Genomic DNA, 14,157 nt, shown 5'->3' on the forward strand with positions numbered 1-14,157 from the left:
CTCAGGTTTTTCCCACCAGCATCGACAGCAGACCTGCCGCAATCAGCGGCCCGACCGGAACGCCTTTAAACATCGCCACGCCCAGCACCGTCCCGACCAGCAGACCCGCCACCAGATGCGGCTGACTGCCCATCAGCGTCAAACCGCGTCCGCCCAGCCATGACACCAGCACGCCCACCAGGATCGCCAGAATGGATTTCCAGTGGAAGAAAGAGTGAACCACGGTACTGGCGCTGATTTTGCCGCTGGCAATCGGTGCCATCACCCCGATGGTTAAAATAATAATGCCGATAGTAAGGCCGTATTTTTCGATCCAAGGAAAGAAATTATTGAGCGGTGTAATGCGCACCGTCAGGAGAAAAAACATTGCGATAGTGACGGCACTGTTGTGACTGATAATTCCGAGACCGGCAAAAACGAGCAGAATTAAAAGGGTTGGATCGAGAAAAGCCATGGCGTTCCCAGCGGTTCAACATGCAGATGAAAGAGAGGCTCAGTGAGCCTCTCAAAGTCGGACATTGATTATTGAACAGTTTTTACTGGCAGACCAGAGCTTATTCTCACTTAATCAGCGGCTGGCGAAGGTGTTGCACTGGTCAGGATTACCGGTGTCGAACCCGCGTTTAAACCAGGTGTAGCGTTGTTGAGACGTGCCGTGCGTAAAGCTGTCCGGCACGACGCGCCCCTGGCTTTGCTGTTGCAAACGGTCATCGCCGATCGCCTGCGCGGCATCCAGCGCTTCTTTTAAATCGCCTTCTTCAAGCACGTTTTGCTGCTGCATCGCGTGGCCCCAGACACCGGCGTAACAGTCGGCCTGAAGTTCCATTTTTACGGAAAGCTGATTCACCACAGTTTGCGAAGCGCCCTGCTGCATCTGACGAACTTTACGCTCGGTGCCCAGAAGGTTTTGCACATGGTGACCGACTTCGTGCGCGACCACATAACCCTGCGCAAAATCGCCGCCCGCGCCGAGCTTATTCTGCAAATCCTGATAGAAAGAAAGATCGATGTAAACCGTGCTGTCCGCCGGGCAATAAAAAGGCCCCATGACCGACTGACCGGTGCCACACCCGGTTCGGGTTGCGTCGCGGTACATCACCAGTTTTGGCTCGCGGTAGGTCATCCCCTCTTTCTGAAATATTTCTTTCCAGGTGTCTTCTGTTGACGCGAGGATCACGGACGTGAATTTCGCCTGCTCGTCATCTTTCGGGCTGATGGATTGCGATTGCGTCTGACGCTGTATGTCGCCGGACTGACCGCCGTCAATCAGCGGCGTCAGGTCGATGCCGTAATAACCGGCCACCAGTACGACGATAATAATCACAATGCCGCTTTTGCCACGTATAGGCAGGCGCATTCCGCCACCGCCCATTCCCGGCCCGCCGTTAGCTCCTTCTCCGCGTCTGTCTTCTACATTGTCGCTTTCGCGACGCCCTTGCCAACGCATACCCCACCTCCAGACTGTTTTTTTAAAGACTAGCCAGCGCACACGATTAATACCATCTGCGAAGGGACGTAATTTTAGGCGAGGAATATTTAAATGAAATAAAACAGTGAGGAAAAGGGAAAATAAAACGTAAAGAAAAGAGCGGGTGATGATTTTCATCACCCGTTGAACACCGGGCTGCACCGCGTAAACGATTGCGCAGCCCCGCTAAAAAAATAGCGGTCGCTTAGTCCAGTTTTACACCGATGCGATGCGCAACTTCTTCGTACGCTTCGATCAGGCCACCGAGGCTCTGGCGGTAACGGTCTTTATCCATTTTGTTCAGGGTTTCTTTATCCCACAGGCGGCTGCCGTCCGGGGAGAATTCATCACCCAGTACAACTTCACCGTTGAACAGACCGAACTCCAGTTTGAAGTCGACCAGGATCAGACCTGCATCGTCAAACAGTTTGCTCAGAACGTCGTTCGCTTTGTAGCTCAGCTCTTTCATGCGCGCGAGGTTTTCCTCGTTTACCCAGCCAAAGGTCTTGCAGTAGGACTCATTGACCATCGGGTCGTGCATCGCGTCGTTTTTCAGGAACAGATCGAACAATGGCGGGTTCAGTTCCAGACCTTCTTCAATGCCCAGACGTTTTACCAGCGAACCCGCAGCACGGTTACGGATAACGCATTCAACCGGGACCATATCCAGTTTTTTCACCAGCACTTCGGTGTCAGACAACAGGCGTTCCATTTGCGTTGGGATACCCGCTTCTTCCAGCTTAGCCATGATGAAATGGTTAAATTTGTTGTTAACCAACCCTTTACGGTCGAACTGCTCAATACGCTGACCATCCAGTGCTGACGTATCGTTACGGAACTCCAGTACCAGCAGGTCCGGGTTTTCGGTGGTGTAGACGGTTTTCGCCTTGCCGCGATACAACTCAGCTAACTTTTGCATCTTTACTTACTCCAGTGGAAAAAACAGATGTAAAAAGGGGCCGGAGCCCCTTGGTATTATTTTGCGCTGCTCTGGCTAAACGCGGCCTGCATGACCGCCACCATCGCGTCGTTTTGCGACTGGCTGAGAGCATGTCCTTTCGGATCAAGGAACTGCAAGCTACTACGGTTATCGAGGTCGCCGACCTGAAGTTTGTAATCACCGGAAGTGAGGCCCGGATCTTTCGCACCCAGTGTCTGCCACGCGTCGTCGTTTAGTGGTTTGTAGGTCACGGACAAGGTGCCCTGCGGACGGCTGCTGTCGGTGACTTTCATGCCAGCTTTCGCCAGGGCATTCGGCAGGCGATCCCACACTACGCCGTACGTTGAACGAACGATCAGCACCGGTAAACCGGTATCATCCGCACCGCTCTGGACATCAATCTCACCCACACGACGGTTGTCGAGGCGTGCCTGAGTATCCTGCTGCACTTTATCCAGATTCGCCGTGATGGTGTTCATCATCTGGCTGTTGTAACGCTGGATTTCAGCTGTGGTTGTGACCGCTTTATCCTGCTGTTTCAGCTCAAGCGTTTTCACGGTCAGCGCTAACTGGTAGCTCTGCTGTTTCACGCTGATCTGATAACGGCCCTGATACTGGAAGTCTTCATCGGCACGATTCCAGTTAACGAAATCAGTGGTCAGAGTCTGGTTAGCATCATCGCGGTTAGCAATTTTGTAATTATTTTGCTCAACGGCTTTCACTACGCTGTTCCACAGGTCGCGGTTTTGCGGCGTGTTTTCCAGCAGTACGGTGCTGCTGTCGCCAGAGAACTGGGTCTGAGAACCGTTCAGTAAGGCCAGCGGCTGGGACGGCGGACGAATGTCGAGTTGTTTGCCGACAGCGCCCTGCATTGAACCGGCCTGAATTTCATACGTACCGTTCTGAACCGGTAAAATCATGCCCGCTGGCGCTTTCAGATCATGCAGCGCAGGGGCATCCAGATAAGCTTCATCGCCGCTTACCTGGCGCTTATAACGTTGATCGCTTGAACAAGCGGCCAGCAACATAATCAGGGAAACCCCGACCACTTTTGCTACGGCAGACTTCTGCAAATGGGTCATCTGGAAACTATTCTTGTCAAATAAAGAGGCCATCAAATCTTCCTAAGAGTTACAGCAAACCGGCGCTTTTTAATGCTTCTTCCACGACCGGACGGGCAGCATCTGTTAACGGCGTCATAGGCAGACGCAGAGTATCGGTTGCCATCAAACCCAGTGCCTTACAGGCCCATTTCACCGGGATTGGGTTTGCTTCTACAAACAAATGCTGATGCAACGGCATCAGGCGCTGATTCAGGCGACGCGCTTCGGCAAAGTTACCGGAGGCCGCCAGCTCACACAGTTGAGCCATTTCACGGGCAGCTACGTTGGCAGTGACGGAAATGACGCCCTTGCCGCCGAGTTGCATAAAGTCCAGACCGCTGGCGTCATCGCCGCTCAGCAGAATGAAATCTTCATCATCAACCAGCACTTGGATCTGACTAACACGACTTAAGTTCCCTGTTGCCTCTTTAACAGCAACAATATTCTTCAATTTTGCTAAACGCGCGATGGTCGGCGGCAACATATCGCAGCCGGTACGTGAAGGCACGTTATAGAGAATTTGCGGCAGAGACGTGTTTTCAGCAATCGCTTTGAAATGCTGATACAGGCCTTCCTGCGTCGGGCGATTGTAATAGGGAGTGACTGTCAGGCAGCCAACAACGCCACTATTTTCAAAGCGTTGTGTAAGAGAAATCGCTTCAGCGGTGGCATTTGCCCCGGTCCCGGCGATAACAGGAATGCGCCCATCGGCCAGTTCCAGCGTCTGAAGAACCACGTCACCGTGCTCTTCATGGCTTAACGTTGCCGACTCACCGGTCGTGCCAACGGAAACGATCGCCGCAGTACCACTGGACACATGATAATCAATCAGTTTTTTCAGACTCGCGCGATCGACAGCACCTTTGGTGTCCATCGGCGTAACCAGTGCAACAATACTTCCCGTAAACATTGACCTTCCCCTCCACAAACAGGTCACTCATGGTACTTTTGACACCACTGCAAAAGCAAGCAAACAACGAGCGGTAAGCGCTTGTCCGGCGGTTTTTTTTATGTTTACCTTGGGAATACTCCCAAGCACGACAGGAAGACACAATTTGCCGCAGCCACAACAACATTATCTGGTTATTACCGCATTAGGTGCCGATCGTCCGGGTATCGTGAACACCATCACCCGCCAGGTCAGCAGCTGCGGCTGTAATATCGAAGACAGCCGTCTGGCGATGCTCGGCGATGAATTTACGTTTATTATGCTGCTTTCCGGCAGCTGGAATGCCATCACGCTGATTGAATCCACCCTGCCGCAGAAAGGCGCTGAGCTGGAATTATTGATCGTGATGAAGCGTACCAGCGCACATGAACGCCCGCCGATGCCTGCGACGGTTTGGGTAAAAGTGGATGTTAAAGACTCCCCTCATCTGATTGAGCGTTTTACTGATTTATTCGATACACATCAGATGAATATCGCCGAACTTGCGTCAAAAACACGTCCGGCCGATGCGACCACGCCTGCGCAGTTATCTATTCAGATGACCGCGCACAGTGCCGCCAATACCGACCCGGCAATTATTGAGCAAGCGTTCCATCAGCTATGTACAGAACTGAAAGCGCAAGGCAGTATTAACGTCGTTAGTTATTCTGAGAATGAAGATAAACTGCAGTAACAGCTAAGAGATACGGAGAAAGACAATGAGCCCACTGAAAGCCGGTGACCCTGCGCCGCAATTTAGTTTGCCCGATCAAGATGGTGAACAAATTAATCTGGCCGACTTCCAGGGACAGAAAGTCCTGGTCTATTTCTACCCTAAAGCGATGACGCCGGGCTGCACCGTGCAGGCTTGTGGTCTTCGCGACAACATGGATCAGTTGAAAAGCGCAGGCGTTGAAGTGCTGGGGATCAGCACTGATAAGCCAGAAAAACTGTCACGCTTCGCAGAAAAAGAACTGCTGAACTTCACATTGCTGTCCGATGAAGATCATCAGGTTTGCGAACAGTTTGGCGTCTGGGGTGAAAAATCCTTTATGGGGAAAACCTACGACGGCATCCATCGCATCAGCTTCCTGCTCGACGGGAATGGCAACGTTGAGAAAGTCTTCGACGACTTCAAAACTACCAACCACCACGACATTGTGATGGCTTACCTCAACGGCAATTGAGCCAACCGGTAACCTTCGCACCATCACAAAGTTGGCTTACGGTAGTGGAAAATAAAAAAGCGCAGACGCGCTTTTTTTATTGCTGCTAAACCAACATGTAACGCCCTTTCAGACGGTTTCGTTCAGGGATTCATCCGGCCAGACGTGAACCACGGCCTTGACCAGTGTGGCCAGCGGTATCGCGAAGAACACGCCCCAGAATCCCCACAGTCCGCCGAATACCACCACCGAAAGAATAATCACCAGCGGATGCAGATTTACAGCTTCCGAGAACAACAGCGGCACGATAACGTTGCCGTCTAATCCCTGAACCACCAGATACGCCACAATCAGCGTCCAGAAATCCGCGCCAAGACCCCACTGGAACATCGCCACAATGACCACCGGAATCGTCACCAGCATCGCGCCGATATACGGGATAAGCACCGAGACGCCCACCAGCACAGCAAGTAAGAGCGAATAACGCAAATCCATAACCACAAACACCAGATAGGTCGCCACACCCACGATGATCATTTCCAGCACTTTTCCGCGGATATAATTGGTGATTTGCTGATTCATCTCTGCCCACACTTGCCCGGCCAGACCGCGGTCGCGGGGCAAAATACGGCGCACAGCGTTCAGCATCTGCTCTTTATCCTTGAGCAAAAAGAACACCATCATCGGCACCAGAATCAGGTAGATCGCCAGCGTCAGTAAACCGACCAGCGACGCCAGTGAATATTTCACTACGGATTCGCCTAGCCCTGACAGCTTGCTGCGCAGGTTTTCGGCCATCATATCGATGATGCCCGCATCCACCAGCGCCGGATAACGTTTAGGCAATGTGGCGGCAAAATCATAGAAACGGTTAAGCATACTTGGCAAATCGGCCAGCAAATTGACGCCCTGCTGCCACGTCACCGGCGCCACCACAAACATGCCGAGCAGTAAAATTCCGGCAAATATAATCAGCACCACGCTGACCGCCAGCGTGCGCGACAGCCCGACGTGTTGCAGCCGTACCGTCGGCCATTCCAGTAAATACGCCAGCACAATCGCCACTAAAAGCGGTGCCAGAATGCCGTTGAGAAAATAAAGAATACAAAAACCCGCCACCAGAATAGCCAGCAGCGCGATGGCCTGCGGGTCAGTAAAGCGGCGGCGATACCATTGCAATAACATGTCCAACATCGTGAGAACACTCCTGTAAATTCCGGGTCTGACGGGTTTGCGCTGTTCGTTCCCTGCGCGCTCAGACACAAGTAACTATCTTCAAATCTCGTTGTCACACAACTGTAGCTGCGGAGTGTTTTAAACTCTCACGAGGATAGCTACTATAGAGACCGGCGCAAAGAAAAGCGTCACAAAATAATGGTGTGACCAACAGTTCATGGATGAAAGGCTCTTAATGCTTATCGGCATCGCGGTTAACTTATTGGGAAGCAAATGTTTATGGTAATGCGGTTGAAAAAAACGGTGATCGCCCTGTGCCTGGGCAGCCTGTTCACTGGCACAGTCCTCCCCGCAGGAGCCGACGACAGTTCATTCTGGTCGACGCCCGTTGGTTCTTCATCCCAAAATACCCGTTCACCGTCAGCGCCCGTGTCGAGCGATCAGCTTCCCGACATCGGCACCACCGCAGGCGGGACGCTCAGTATTAATCAGGAACTGCAGATGGGCGATTTTTACGTCCGTCAGATGCGCGCCAGTACGCCGCTGATTAACGATCCGCTGCTGAATCAATACATTAATGCGCTCGGCCAACGTCTGGTCGCCCACGCGTATTCCGTCCGCACGCCTTTCCATTTCTTTATCGTCAATAACGATGAGCTGAACGCCTTTGCCTTCTTCGGCGGCAACGTAGTGCTTCACTCCTCGCTGTTCCGGTATACCGATAACGAAAGCCAGCTGGCTTCGGTGATGGCGCACGAAATTTCTCACGTAACGCAACGCCATCTGGCGCGTGCGATGGAAGATCAGCAGCGTAACGCGCCGCTGACGTGGGTTGGCGCACTCGGTTCGATTCTTCTGGCAATGGCCAGCCCGCAAATGGGCATGGCGGCGCTGACCGGCACGCTGGCCGGAACCGCGCAGGGGATGATCAGCTTCACGCAGGCCAACGAACAGGAAGCCGACCGCATCGGGATCCAGGTGTTGCAGCGTTCCGGCTTTGATCCGCAGGCCATGCCTGCATTCCTGCAAAAGCTTGCCGATCAGGCCAGTTATTCGACGCGTCCGCCGGAAATGTTGCTGACGCACCCGTTGCCGGACAGCCGTCTGGCCGATATCCGTAACCGCGCCAACCAGATGCCGCATCTGTTCGTCCAGTCGTCACAGGACTACGTGATGGCGAAGGTGCGTATCCTCGGGATGTACGGCTCAGAAAGCTATCCGCTTTCCGATGACTATCTGCAAAAGCTGAGTAACGGCAATGTCCGCGAGCAGCTGGCGGCGAAATATGGCCACGCATTGCTGTTCTATAAAGCGAAAAAATTCGATCAGGCGCGCGCCATTCTTGAGCCGTTGCTGACGACCTATCCGGGCAACGAATGGTTGCTCGATTTGTCCACCGATAATGACATCGACAGCAAACGCGCTCCACAGGCGATCGCCCGTCTGGAGCAGGCCGGTGCGGCGACCAGTTCCAACCCTGTTTTGCAGCTGAACCTGGCAAACGCCTATCTGGAAGGTGCGAAACCGGCCAACGCCATGAAAATCCTTAACCGTTATACGTTCAATTATCCGGGCGACCCGAACGGCTGGGATTTATTGTCTCAGGCTGCTGCCGCGCAAGGCTTGCGTGCGCAGGAACTGGCCGCGCGCGCTGAAAGTATGGCGCTGGTCGGGCGCCTGGATCAGGCGATTGAAATGCTGAGTAATGCCAGTGCATTGCAGAAATTAGGCAGCCTCGAGCAGGCCCGCTACGACGCACGTATTGATCAGCTCCGCCAGTTACAGGGGCGTTTCCGCCAGTATCAGAAAGGCTGATGTCTGAATCTATCAGAGAGAAAGTTATGTCAGATGAAGTTGCTATTTATCACAATCCGCGCTGCTCAAAGAGCCGCGAAACGTTGAAACTGCTGGAAGATGAAGGTATTACACCGGAAGTGATCCTGTATCTGGACACACCTCCGTCTGCCGAAACGTTGCAAGGTTTGCTGAAAAAGCTGGGATTCAGCTCTGCGCGGGAATTAATCCGCAAAGGCGAGGAGATTTATAAAACATTGAATCTGGCCGATAAAAACCTGAGTGAAGCTCAGCTTTTGCAGGCGATGGTGGAAAACCCGAAACTGATTGAACGTCCGATTGTGATCGCCAACGGCAAAGCGCGTTTAGGCCGGCCTCCGGAACAGGTGAAAGAGATTTTGTAATTCCCCGCGTCAAATTCGGGTTCGCCACACGAACCCGGATCTTCTCCGATTTACAACCCTGATTTACAGCCCCAGAATTTCTTTCACAAACGGGATCGTGAGTTTCCGCTGCGCCGTGATGGACGCGCGATCGAGCTGATCCAACGTCATGAACAATGTCCGCATTTCGCGATCCAGGCGTTTTAACAGGAAACGCCCCACGTCTTCCGGCAATTCAAAACCGCGCAGCTTGGCGCGCAACTGTAATGCCTGAAGTTTTTCATCATCGGAAAGCGGCTGGAGTTTGTAGATTTGCCCCCAGTCGAGACGGGAAGCGAGATCCGGCAGGCTGAGATTCAGCTGACGCGGAGGACGATCGCCGGTAATAAAGAGGCGCGTGCGACCGGTTTCGAGAATGCGGTTATAAAGATGGAAAACGGCCGCTTCCCATTCATCATCTCCGGCAATCCCTTCGATGTTATCAATACAAACCAGCGCCAGATGCTCCATGCCGTCCAGCACTTCAGGGACGAAATAAGCGCGCTTGTCTAAAGGCACATAACCCACGGCTTCACCGCGTTGCGATAATTCGGCGCAGGCTGCGTGTAAAAGATGGCTGCGGCCACCACCTTCGCGGGACCAAAAATAGATATACGTGCCGTGTTCCTGATGCAATGCGGTCTGAATCGCAGAAAGCAGAGAAGAGTTTTCCCCCGGATGAAAACTGGCAAAAGTCTCATCATCGGGCAGATAAAGTGGCAGGGAAAGCTGTGCCGGCGTATTCAGAAGCACCTCAACCAAAGCGGTATGAAGACCGCAGATGTTGTCACGTCAATAAAAGGAACTGCCGAATTCTAGCAAGGATCCGCGGTGAAATGAACTGTGCCCGGTGCAACCGCTTGCGATCCGAGCACCTGACCGGTTGCGCGCTGGCAAACCGGTCAGAAATGATCACCCTCAGACTGAAGGATTTTCCCTCTCGTCATCGATATCAATGATCTGTTCTTCGCCGCGGAAAATCTCGATCACTTTGAACAACAGACTCAGGAAGATACCCACGATCGTGGCCAGCGCCATGCCTTTCAGCTCCGCCGCACCGATGTGGATCTTCGCGCCGCTGACGCCGATGATGAGGATCACCGCCGTCAGGATCAGGTTCTGTGCCTTGTTGTAATCGACTTTAGATTCAATCAGTACGCGGATACCGGATGCGCCAATCACGCCATACAACAGCAAGGAAACGCCGCCCATTACCGGAACCGGAACGGCCTGAATTGCCGCCGCCAGTTTCCCGATACAGGAAAGCAGGATCGCCAGAATCGCCGCACCACCAATCACCCAGGTGCTGTAAACCTTGGTGATCGCCATCACGCCGATATTTTCGCCGTATGTGGTATTGGGAGTAGAACCGAAGAAACCGGACAACACGGTAGAAAGGCCGTTAGCCAGCATCGAACGGTGCAGGCCCGGATCACGCAGCAAATCTTTTTTCACGATGTTCGCCGTCACGACTAAATGCCCGACATGCTCGGCAATAACCACCAGCGCCGCAGGCAAAATGGTCAGGATCGCTACCCATTCGAAACGCGGTGTGTAGAAAGTTGGCAGAGCAAACCAGTGCGCGTTTTCAATCGCAGAAACATCCACAACGCCCATAAAGAAGGACAGCGCATAACCTACCAGCACGCCGATGAGGATCGGGATAATCGCCAGGAAACCGCGAAAGAGCACGGAACCAAGGATCGTCACCGACAGCGTCACCAGAGAGATGATGATCGTTTTGGAATCCACCGGTACGCCGTCAGCCGGCAGCAAACCGGCCATATTGGCAGCCACACCGGCCAGCTCCAGCCCGATGACGGCAACGATTGCGCCCATCGCTGCGGGCGGGAACATCACGTTAATCCAGCCAATCCCGGCTTTCTTAACAATCAGCGCCACCAGGCAGAACAGTAAACCGCAGGCAATAAATCCGCCCAGCGCCACTTCATACCCCATCGGCAACAGCAACAGCACCGGTGAAATGAACGCGAAGCTTGAACCCAGATACGCCGGTATTTTCCCTTTACAGACAAATAAATACAGCAAAGTCCCTATGCCATTGAACAGCAGCACCGTTGCCGGGTTAATTTTGAACAGAATGGGAACCAGAACGGTGGCACCAAACATGGCAAACAGATGCTGGAAACTCAGGGGGATTGTCTGCAGTAAAGGCGGACGCTCACTTACCCCGATGACACGACGGGTCATGGATGTGATCCTCTTAAAGTGTGGTGTTGTGTTATGTGTTTTAAAAACCAAAAAAAAGCCGACTCATGAGTCGGCTTAACGCTTACTTCGTACCAAATATCTTGTCGCCCGCATCGCCGAGCCCCGGCATGATGTAGCCCTTTTCGTTGAGTCCCTGATCCACCGAGGCGGTGTAGAGCTCGACGTCCGGGTGCGCAGCTTCGAGAGCGGCGATCCCTTCCGGTGCCGCCACCAGCACCAGAACTTTAATGCTCTGGCAGCCCGCTTTTTTCAGCAGGTCGATGGTTGCGATCATGGAACCGCCGGTTGCCAGCATCGGGTCAACCACCAGCGCCAGACGTTCTTCGATGTTAGAAACCAGCTTCTGGAAATACGGCACAGGCTTCAGGGTTTCTTCATCACGGTACACACCCACCACGCTGATACGCGCGCTCGGGACGTGTTCCAGTACGCCTTCCATCATGCCCAGACCGGCACGCAGAATTGGCACAACGGTAATTTTCTTGCCCTTGATCTGGTCGATTTCAACCGGACCACACCAGCCTTCGATAGTGACTTTTTCAGTTTCTAAATCGGCAGTCGCTTCATACGTCAGAAGACTACCCACCTCAGAAGCCAGTTCGCGAAAACGTTTTGTGCTGATGTCATTTTCACGCATCAGGCCCAGCTTGTGTTTCACCAGCGGGTGTTTCACCTCGACGATCTTCATTGTTTATTCTCCTAAGGTGGTTGGGCTGCAAAAAAAAATCGCGAGATTATAACGCCATTTTTTTTGAACGCCACTGCCAATTGCCTGATCCGGATCAACATATCCTTCGTCAGTCTAACTGCTGCGGTGTTGGCTGCACTTTCTCACCCGAATCACTGACTCATGTCAGCTCATCGGGATTCGTGCGTTTGCCGCCTTGCTGCAATCAGACTGACTTTGGATAAGCTCTCTCATTGGCTTCTAAAATCAGTATAGATAGACACAGTCAATAAGGCGCTCGCAAACGTTTGCTTCCACTGTTAGAATTGCCGCGCATTATTTTTCAACCACCAACCCAAACCGCCGTGGGGACTTCGCAGTGACCGACAAAACCTCTCTCAGCTATAAAGACGCAGGCGTAGATATCGATGCCGGTAACGCATTGGTAGACCGCATTAAAGGTGTAGTAAAACAGACCCGTCGCCCGGAAGTTATGGGTGGATTGGGCGGTTTTGGTGCTCTCTGCGCGCTGCCGCAAAAATATCGTGAACCCGTGCTGGTTTCGGGTACCGACGGCGTTGGCACCAAGCTGCGTCTGGCGATGGATTTAAAACGCCACGATACCATCGGTATCGACCTGGTCGCGATGTGCGTCAACGATTTGATCGTTCAGGGCGCTGAACCGCTGTTCTTCCTCGATTACTACGCCACCGGCAAACTGGATGTCGACACTGCCGCCAGCGTGATCACCGGTATTGCAGAAGGCTGTAAACAGTCTGGCTGTGCGTTAGTTGGCGGCGAAACCGCTGAAATGCCGGGGATGTACCACGGCGAAGATTACGACGTCGCGGGCTTCTGCGTCGGCGTGGTGGAAAAATCAGAAATTATCGACGGCAGCAAAGTAGCTGACGGCGACGTGCTGATCGGCCTGGCCGCCAGTGGCCCGCATTCCAACGGCTACTCGCTGGTGCGCAAAATTCTGGAAGTCAGCAAAACCAATCCGGAAACCACCGTTCTGGCAGGCAAATCGCTGGCCGACCATCTGCTGGCACCGACCAAAATTTACGTGAAATCGATCCTGAATCTGATCGAAAACGTCGAGGTGCACGGTATCGTCCACCTGACCGGCGGCGGCTTCTGGGAAAATATTCCGCGCGTTCTTCCTGAAAATACTCAGGTCATCATTGATGAATCAAGCTGGCAGTGGCCGGATGTCTTTACCTGGCTGCAAACCGCCGGCAACGTCAGCCGTCACGAAATGTACCGTACCTTCAACTGTGGCGTTGGCATGCTGGTTGCACTTCCGGCTGAGCTGGCTGAACAGGCGATTGCTTTACTGAACGATAATGGCGAAAAAGCGTGGAAAATTGGCTACATTAAAGCCTCTGACTCCGCTGAACGTGTTGTCATCCAGTAATTCAACTCACTGAAGACAGGTATAGAAATGAAAAGGATTGTGGTTCTGGTATCGGGCGAGGGAAGCAATTTACAGGCCCTGATCGATGCCTGCCAGCAGGGAAGGATCAACGCAGAAATCTGCGCTGTTTTCAGCAACAAATCCGCCGCTTACGGGCTTGAAAGAGCCCGTACTGCCCACATTCCGGCGCATGCGCTGGATGTCAAAGCCTACGAAGATCGCGCCGCGTTTGATGTCGCACTGGCCGATGCCATCGACACGTTCCGGCCCGATCTGGTGGTACTCGCCGGGTATATGCGTATCCTCACCGCAGAATTCGTTCAGCGCTTTGCCGGACGGATGATCAACATCCACCCTTCCCTGTTGCCGAAATATCCGGGTCTTCACACTCACCGCCAGGCGATTGAAAATCAGGATACCGAGCACGGCACATCGGTGCATTTTGTCACTGAGCAGCTCGATGGTGGCCCTGTCATATTGCAGGCGAAAGTCCCGGTGTTTACCGAAGACACTGAAGAAGAGCTGGTGGCGCGTGTGCAAACGCAGGAACACAGCATTTATCCGCTGGTGGTCAGCTGGTTTGTTGAAGGACGTTTGTCCTTGCAAAACGGACAGGCGCTACTGGATAATAATCCACTGCCTGAACAGGGTTACGCGGCGGATTAATCTGCTTAAGCGCGATGATTTCACTATAAACCGGCCTCGTGCCGGTTTTTTATTTTCTGTCATTTGACACTTGTTTACATTTCACCCGATATAATGCCCATCCCGGCGCACGTTTAAACGTCGTTTGTGCGCCGACCTTCATCTGAAACACGGTTGTTTCAGATCTCATATTCACGAA

Annotated in this window: 14 protein-coding genes and 1 pseudogene; 6 read left to right on the forward strand and 9 right to left on the reverse strand. The window is 53.0% G+C overall.

Translation table 11 applies throughout. The features are described from left to right. Position 1: 1 nt before the first annotated feature. The 5 genes from J1782_RS12065 to dapA all read right to left on the reverse strand — a co-directional run bounded on the left by J1782_RS12065 (position 2) and on the right by dapA (position 4,421). Positions 2–454, reverse strand: coding sequence for a DUF441 domain-containing protein (locus J1782_RS12065; protein WP_101075569.1), 453 nt, complete (start codon positions 452–454; stop codon positions 2–4). A gap of 114 nt (positions 455–568) precedes the next feature. After that, the gene (locus J1782_RS12070; protein WP_217153232.1) at positions 569–1,447 is read right to left on the reverse strand and encodes a neutral zinc metallopeptidase; all 879 of its coding nucleotides are present in this window, start codon (positions 1,445–1,447) and stop codon (positions 569–571) included. A 226-nt stretch (positions 1,448–1,673) separates the two neighbouring features. Further along, the gene (gene purC, locus J1782_RS12075; protein WP_047608889.1) at positions 1,674–2,387 is read right to left on the reverse strand and encodes a phosphoribosylaminoimidazolesuccinocarboxamide synthase; all 714 of its coding nucleotides are present in this window, start codon (positions 2,385–2,387) and stop codon (positions 1,674–1,676) included. Between the two features lie 56 nt (positions 2,388–2,443). Then, positions 2,444–3,523: an outer membrane protein assembly factor BamC gene (gene bamC, locus J1782_RS12080; RefSeq protein WP_152327944.1), complete on the reverse strand. Its 1,080-nt coding sequence runs from the start codon at positions 3,521–3,523 to the stop codon at positions 2,444–2,446. 16 nt (positions 3,524–3,539) lie between these two features. Further along, positions 3,540–4,421 (reverse strand): 4-hydroxy-tetrahydrodipicolinate synthase, encoded by an 882-nt coding sequence (gene dapA / locus J1782_RS12085; protein WP_152327943.1) that lies wholly within the window; start codon positions 4,419–4,421, stop codon positions 3,540–3,542. A gap of 145 nt (positions 4,422–4,566) precedes the next feature. Here dapA and J1782_RS12090 point away from each other — a divergent pair, with 145 nt between their 5' ends. After that, positions 4,567–5,133: a glycine cleavage system transcriptional repressor gene (locus J1782_RS12090; RefSeq protein WP_152327942.1), complete on the forward strand. Its 567-nt coding sequence runs from the start codon at positions 4,567–4,569 to the stop codon at positions 5,131–5,133. Positions 5,134–5,158: 25 nt separating this feature from the next. Beyond that, the gene (gene bcp / locus J1782_RS12095) at positions 5,159–5,626 is read left to right on the forward strand and encodes a thioredoxin-dependent thiol peroxidase (RefSeq protein ID WP_165059358.1); all 468 of its coding nucleotides are present in this window, start codon (positions 5,159–5,161) and stop codon (positions 5,624–5,626) included. Between the two features lie 108 nt (positions 5,627–5,734). Here the strand turns inward: bcp and J1782_RS12100 are convergent, their stop codons facing one another. Beyond that, complete coding sequence (locus tag J1782_RS12100; RefSeq protein ID WP_152327940.1) at positions 5,735–6,799, reverse strand: AI-2E family transporter; 1,065 nt, start codon at positions 6,797–6,799, stop codon at positions 5,735–5,737. 420 nt (positions 6,800–7,219) lie between these two features. Between J1782_RS12100 and J1782_RS12105 the strand changes: the two are divergent. Beyond that, positions 7,220–8,596: pseudogene (locus tag J1782_RS12105) on the forward strand (M48 family metalloprotease); the annotation flags it as partial. A 26-nt stretch (positions 8,597–8,622) separates the two neighbouring features. Continuing rightward, complete coding sequence (arsC, locus tag J1782_RS12110; protein ID WP_217153255.1) at positions 8,623–8,979, forward strand: arsenate reductase (glutaredoxin); 357 nt, start codon at positions 8,623–8,625, stop codon at positions 8,977–8,979. Positions 8,980–9,042: 63 nt separating this feature from the next. Here the strand turns inward: arsC and hda are convergent, their stop codons facing one another. From hda to upp, 3 genes are all read right to left on the reverse strand, one after another. Continuing rightward, positions 9,043–9,750, reverse strand: a complete 708-nt coding sequence (gene hda / locus J1782_RS12115; RefSeq protein WP_152328029.1) for a DnaA inactivator Hda — start codon at positions 9,748–9,750, stop codon at positions 9,043–9,045. Positions 9,751–9,915: 165 nt separating this feature from the next. After that, positions 9,916–11,208 (reverse strand): uracil permease, encoded by a 1,293-nt coding sequence (gene uraA, locus J1782_RS12120; RefSeq protein WP_217153233.1) that lies wholly within the window; start codon positions 11,206–11,208, stop codon positions 9,916–9,918. An 82-nt stretch (positions 11,209–11,290) separates the two neighbouring features. Continuing rightward, positions 11,291–11,917 (reverse strand): uracil phosphoribosyltransferase, encoded by a 627-nt coding sequence (gene upp / locus J1782_RS12125; RefSeq protein WP_104922995.1) that lies wholly within the window; start codon positions 11,915–11,917, stop codon positions 11,291–11,293. A gap of 358 nt (positions 11,918–12,275) precedes the next feature. Here upp and purM point away from each other — a divergent pair, with 358 nt between their 5' ends. Together purM and purN are read left to right on the forward strand one after the other, a co-directional pair. After that, a complete protein-coding gene (gene purM / locus J1782_RS12130) occupies positions 12,276–13,313 on the forward strand; it encodes a phosphoribosylformylglycinamidine cyclo-ligase (protein ID WP_165059354.1) in 1,038 nt (345 codons plus the stop codon). A gap of 27 nt (positions 13,314–13,340) precedes the next feature. Then, on the forward strand, positions 13,341–13,979 hold the full coding sequence (gene purN / locus J1782_RS12135) for a phosphoribosylglycinamide formyltransferase (protein ID WP_217153234.1): 639 nt from the start codon (positions 13,341–13,343) through the stop codon (positions 13,977–13,979). Positions 13,980–14,157: the final 178 nt, after the last annotated feature.

The organism is Rahnella sp. BCC 1045 (assembly GCF_019049615.1).
GTDB classification, from domain to species: domain Bacteria; phylum Pseudomonadota; class Gammaproteobacteria; order Enterobacterales; family Enterobacteriaceae; genus Rahnella; species Rahnella contaminans.

What these genes read in the sequence shown, in the direction of transcription:
- J1782_RS12100 (WP_152327940.1), bottom strand. Translation starts at nt 6,799, where the DNA reads ATGTTGGACATGTTATTGCAATGGTATCGCCGCCGCTTTACTGACCCG.
- purN (WP_217153234.1), top strand. Translation starts at nt 13,341, where the DNA reads ATGAAAAGGATTGTGGTTCTGGTATCGGGCGAGGGAAGCAATTTACAG.
- upp (WP_104922995.1), bottom strand. Translation starts at nt 11,917, where the DNA reads ATGAAGATCGTCGAGGTGAAACACCCGCTGGTGAAACACAAGCTGGGC.
- arsC (WP_217153255.1), top strand. Translation starts at nt 8,623, where the DNA reads ATGTCAGATGAAGTTGCTATTTATCACAATCCGCGCTGCTCAAAGAGC.
- uraA (WP_217153233.1), bottom strand. Translation starts at nt 11,208, where the DNA reads ATGACCCGTCGTGTCATCGGGGTAAGTGAGCGTCCGCCTTTACTGCAG.
- bamC (WP_152327944.1), bottom strand. Translation starts at nt 3,523, where the DNA reads ATGGCCTCTTTATTTGACAAGAATAGTTTCCAGATGACCCATTTGCAG.
- J1782_RS12065 (WP_101075569.1), bottom strand. Translation starts at nt 454, where the DNA reads ATGGCTTTTCTCGATCCAACCCTTTTAATTCTGCTCGTTTTTGCCGGT.
- dapA (WP_152327943.1), bottom strand. Translation starts at nt 4,421, where the DNA reads ATGTTTACGGGAAGTATTGTTGCACTGGTTACGCCGATGGACACCAAA.
- bcp (WP_165059358.1), top strand. Translation starts at nt 5,159, where the DNA reads ATGAGCCCACTGAAAGCCGGTGACCCTGCGCCGCAATTTAGTTTGCCC.
- J1782_RS12070 (WP_217153232.1), bottom strand. Translation starts at nt 1,447, where the DNA reads ATGCGTTGGCAAGGGCGTCGCGAAAGCGACAATGTAGAAGACAGACGC.
- purC (WP_047608889.1), bottom strand. Translation starts at nt 2,387, where the DNA reads ATGCAAAAGTTAGCTGAGTTGTATCGCGGCAAGGCGAAAACCGTCTAC.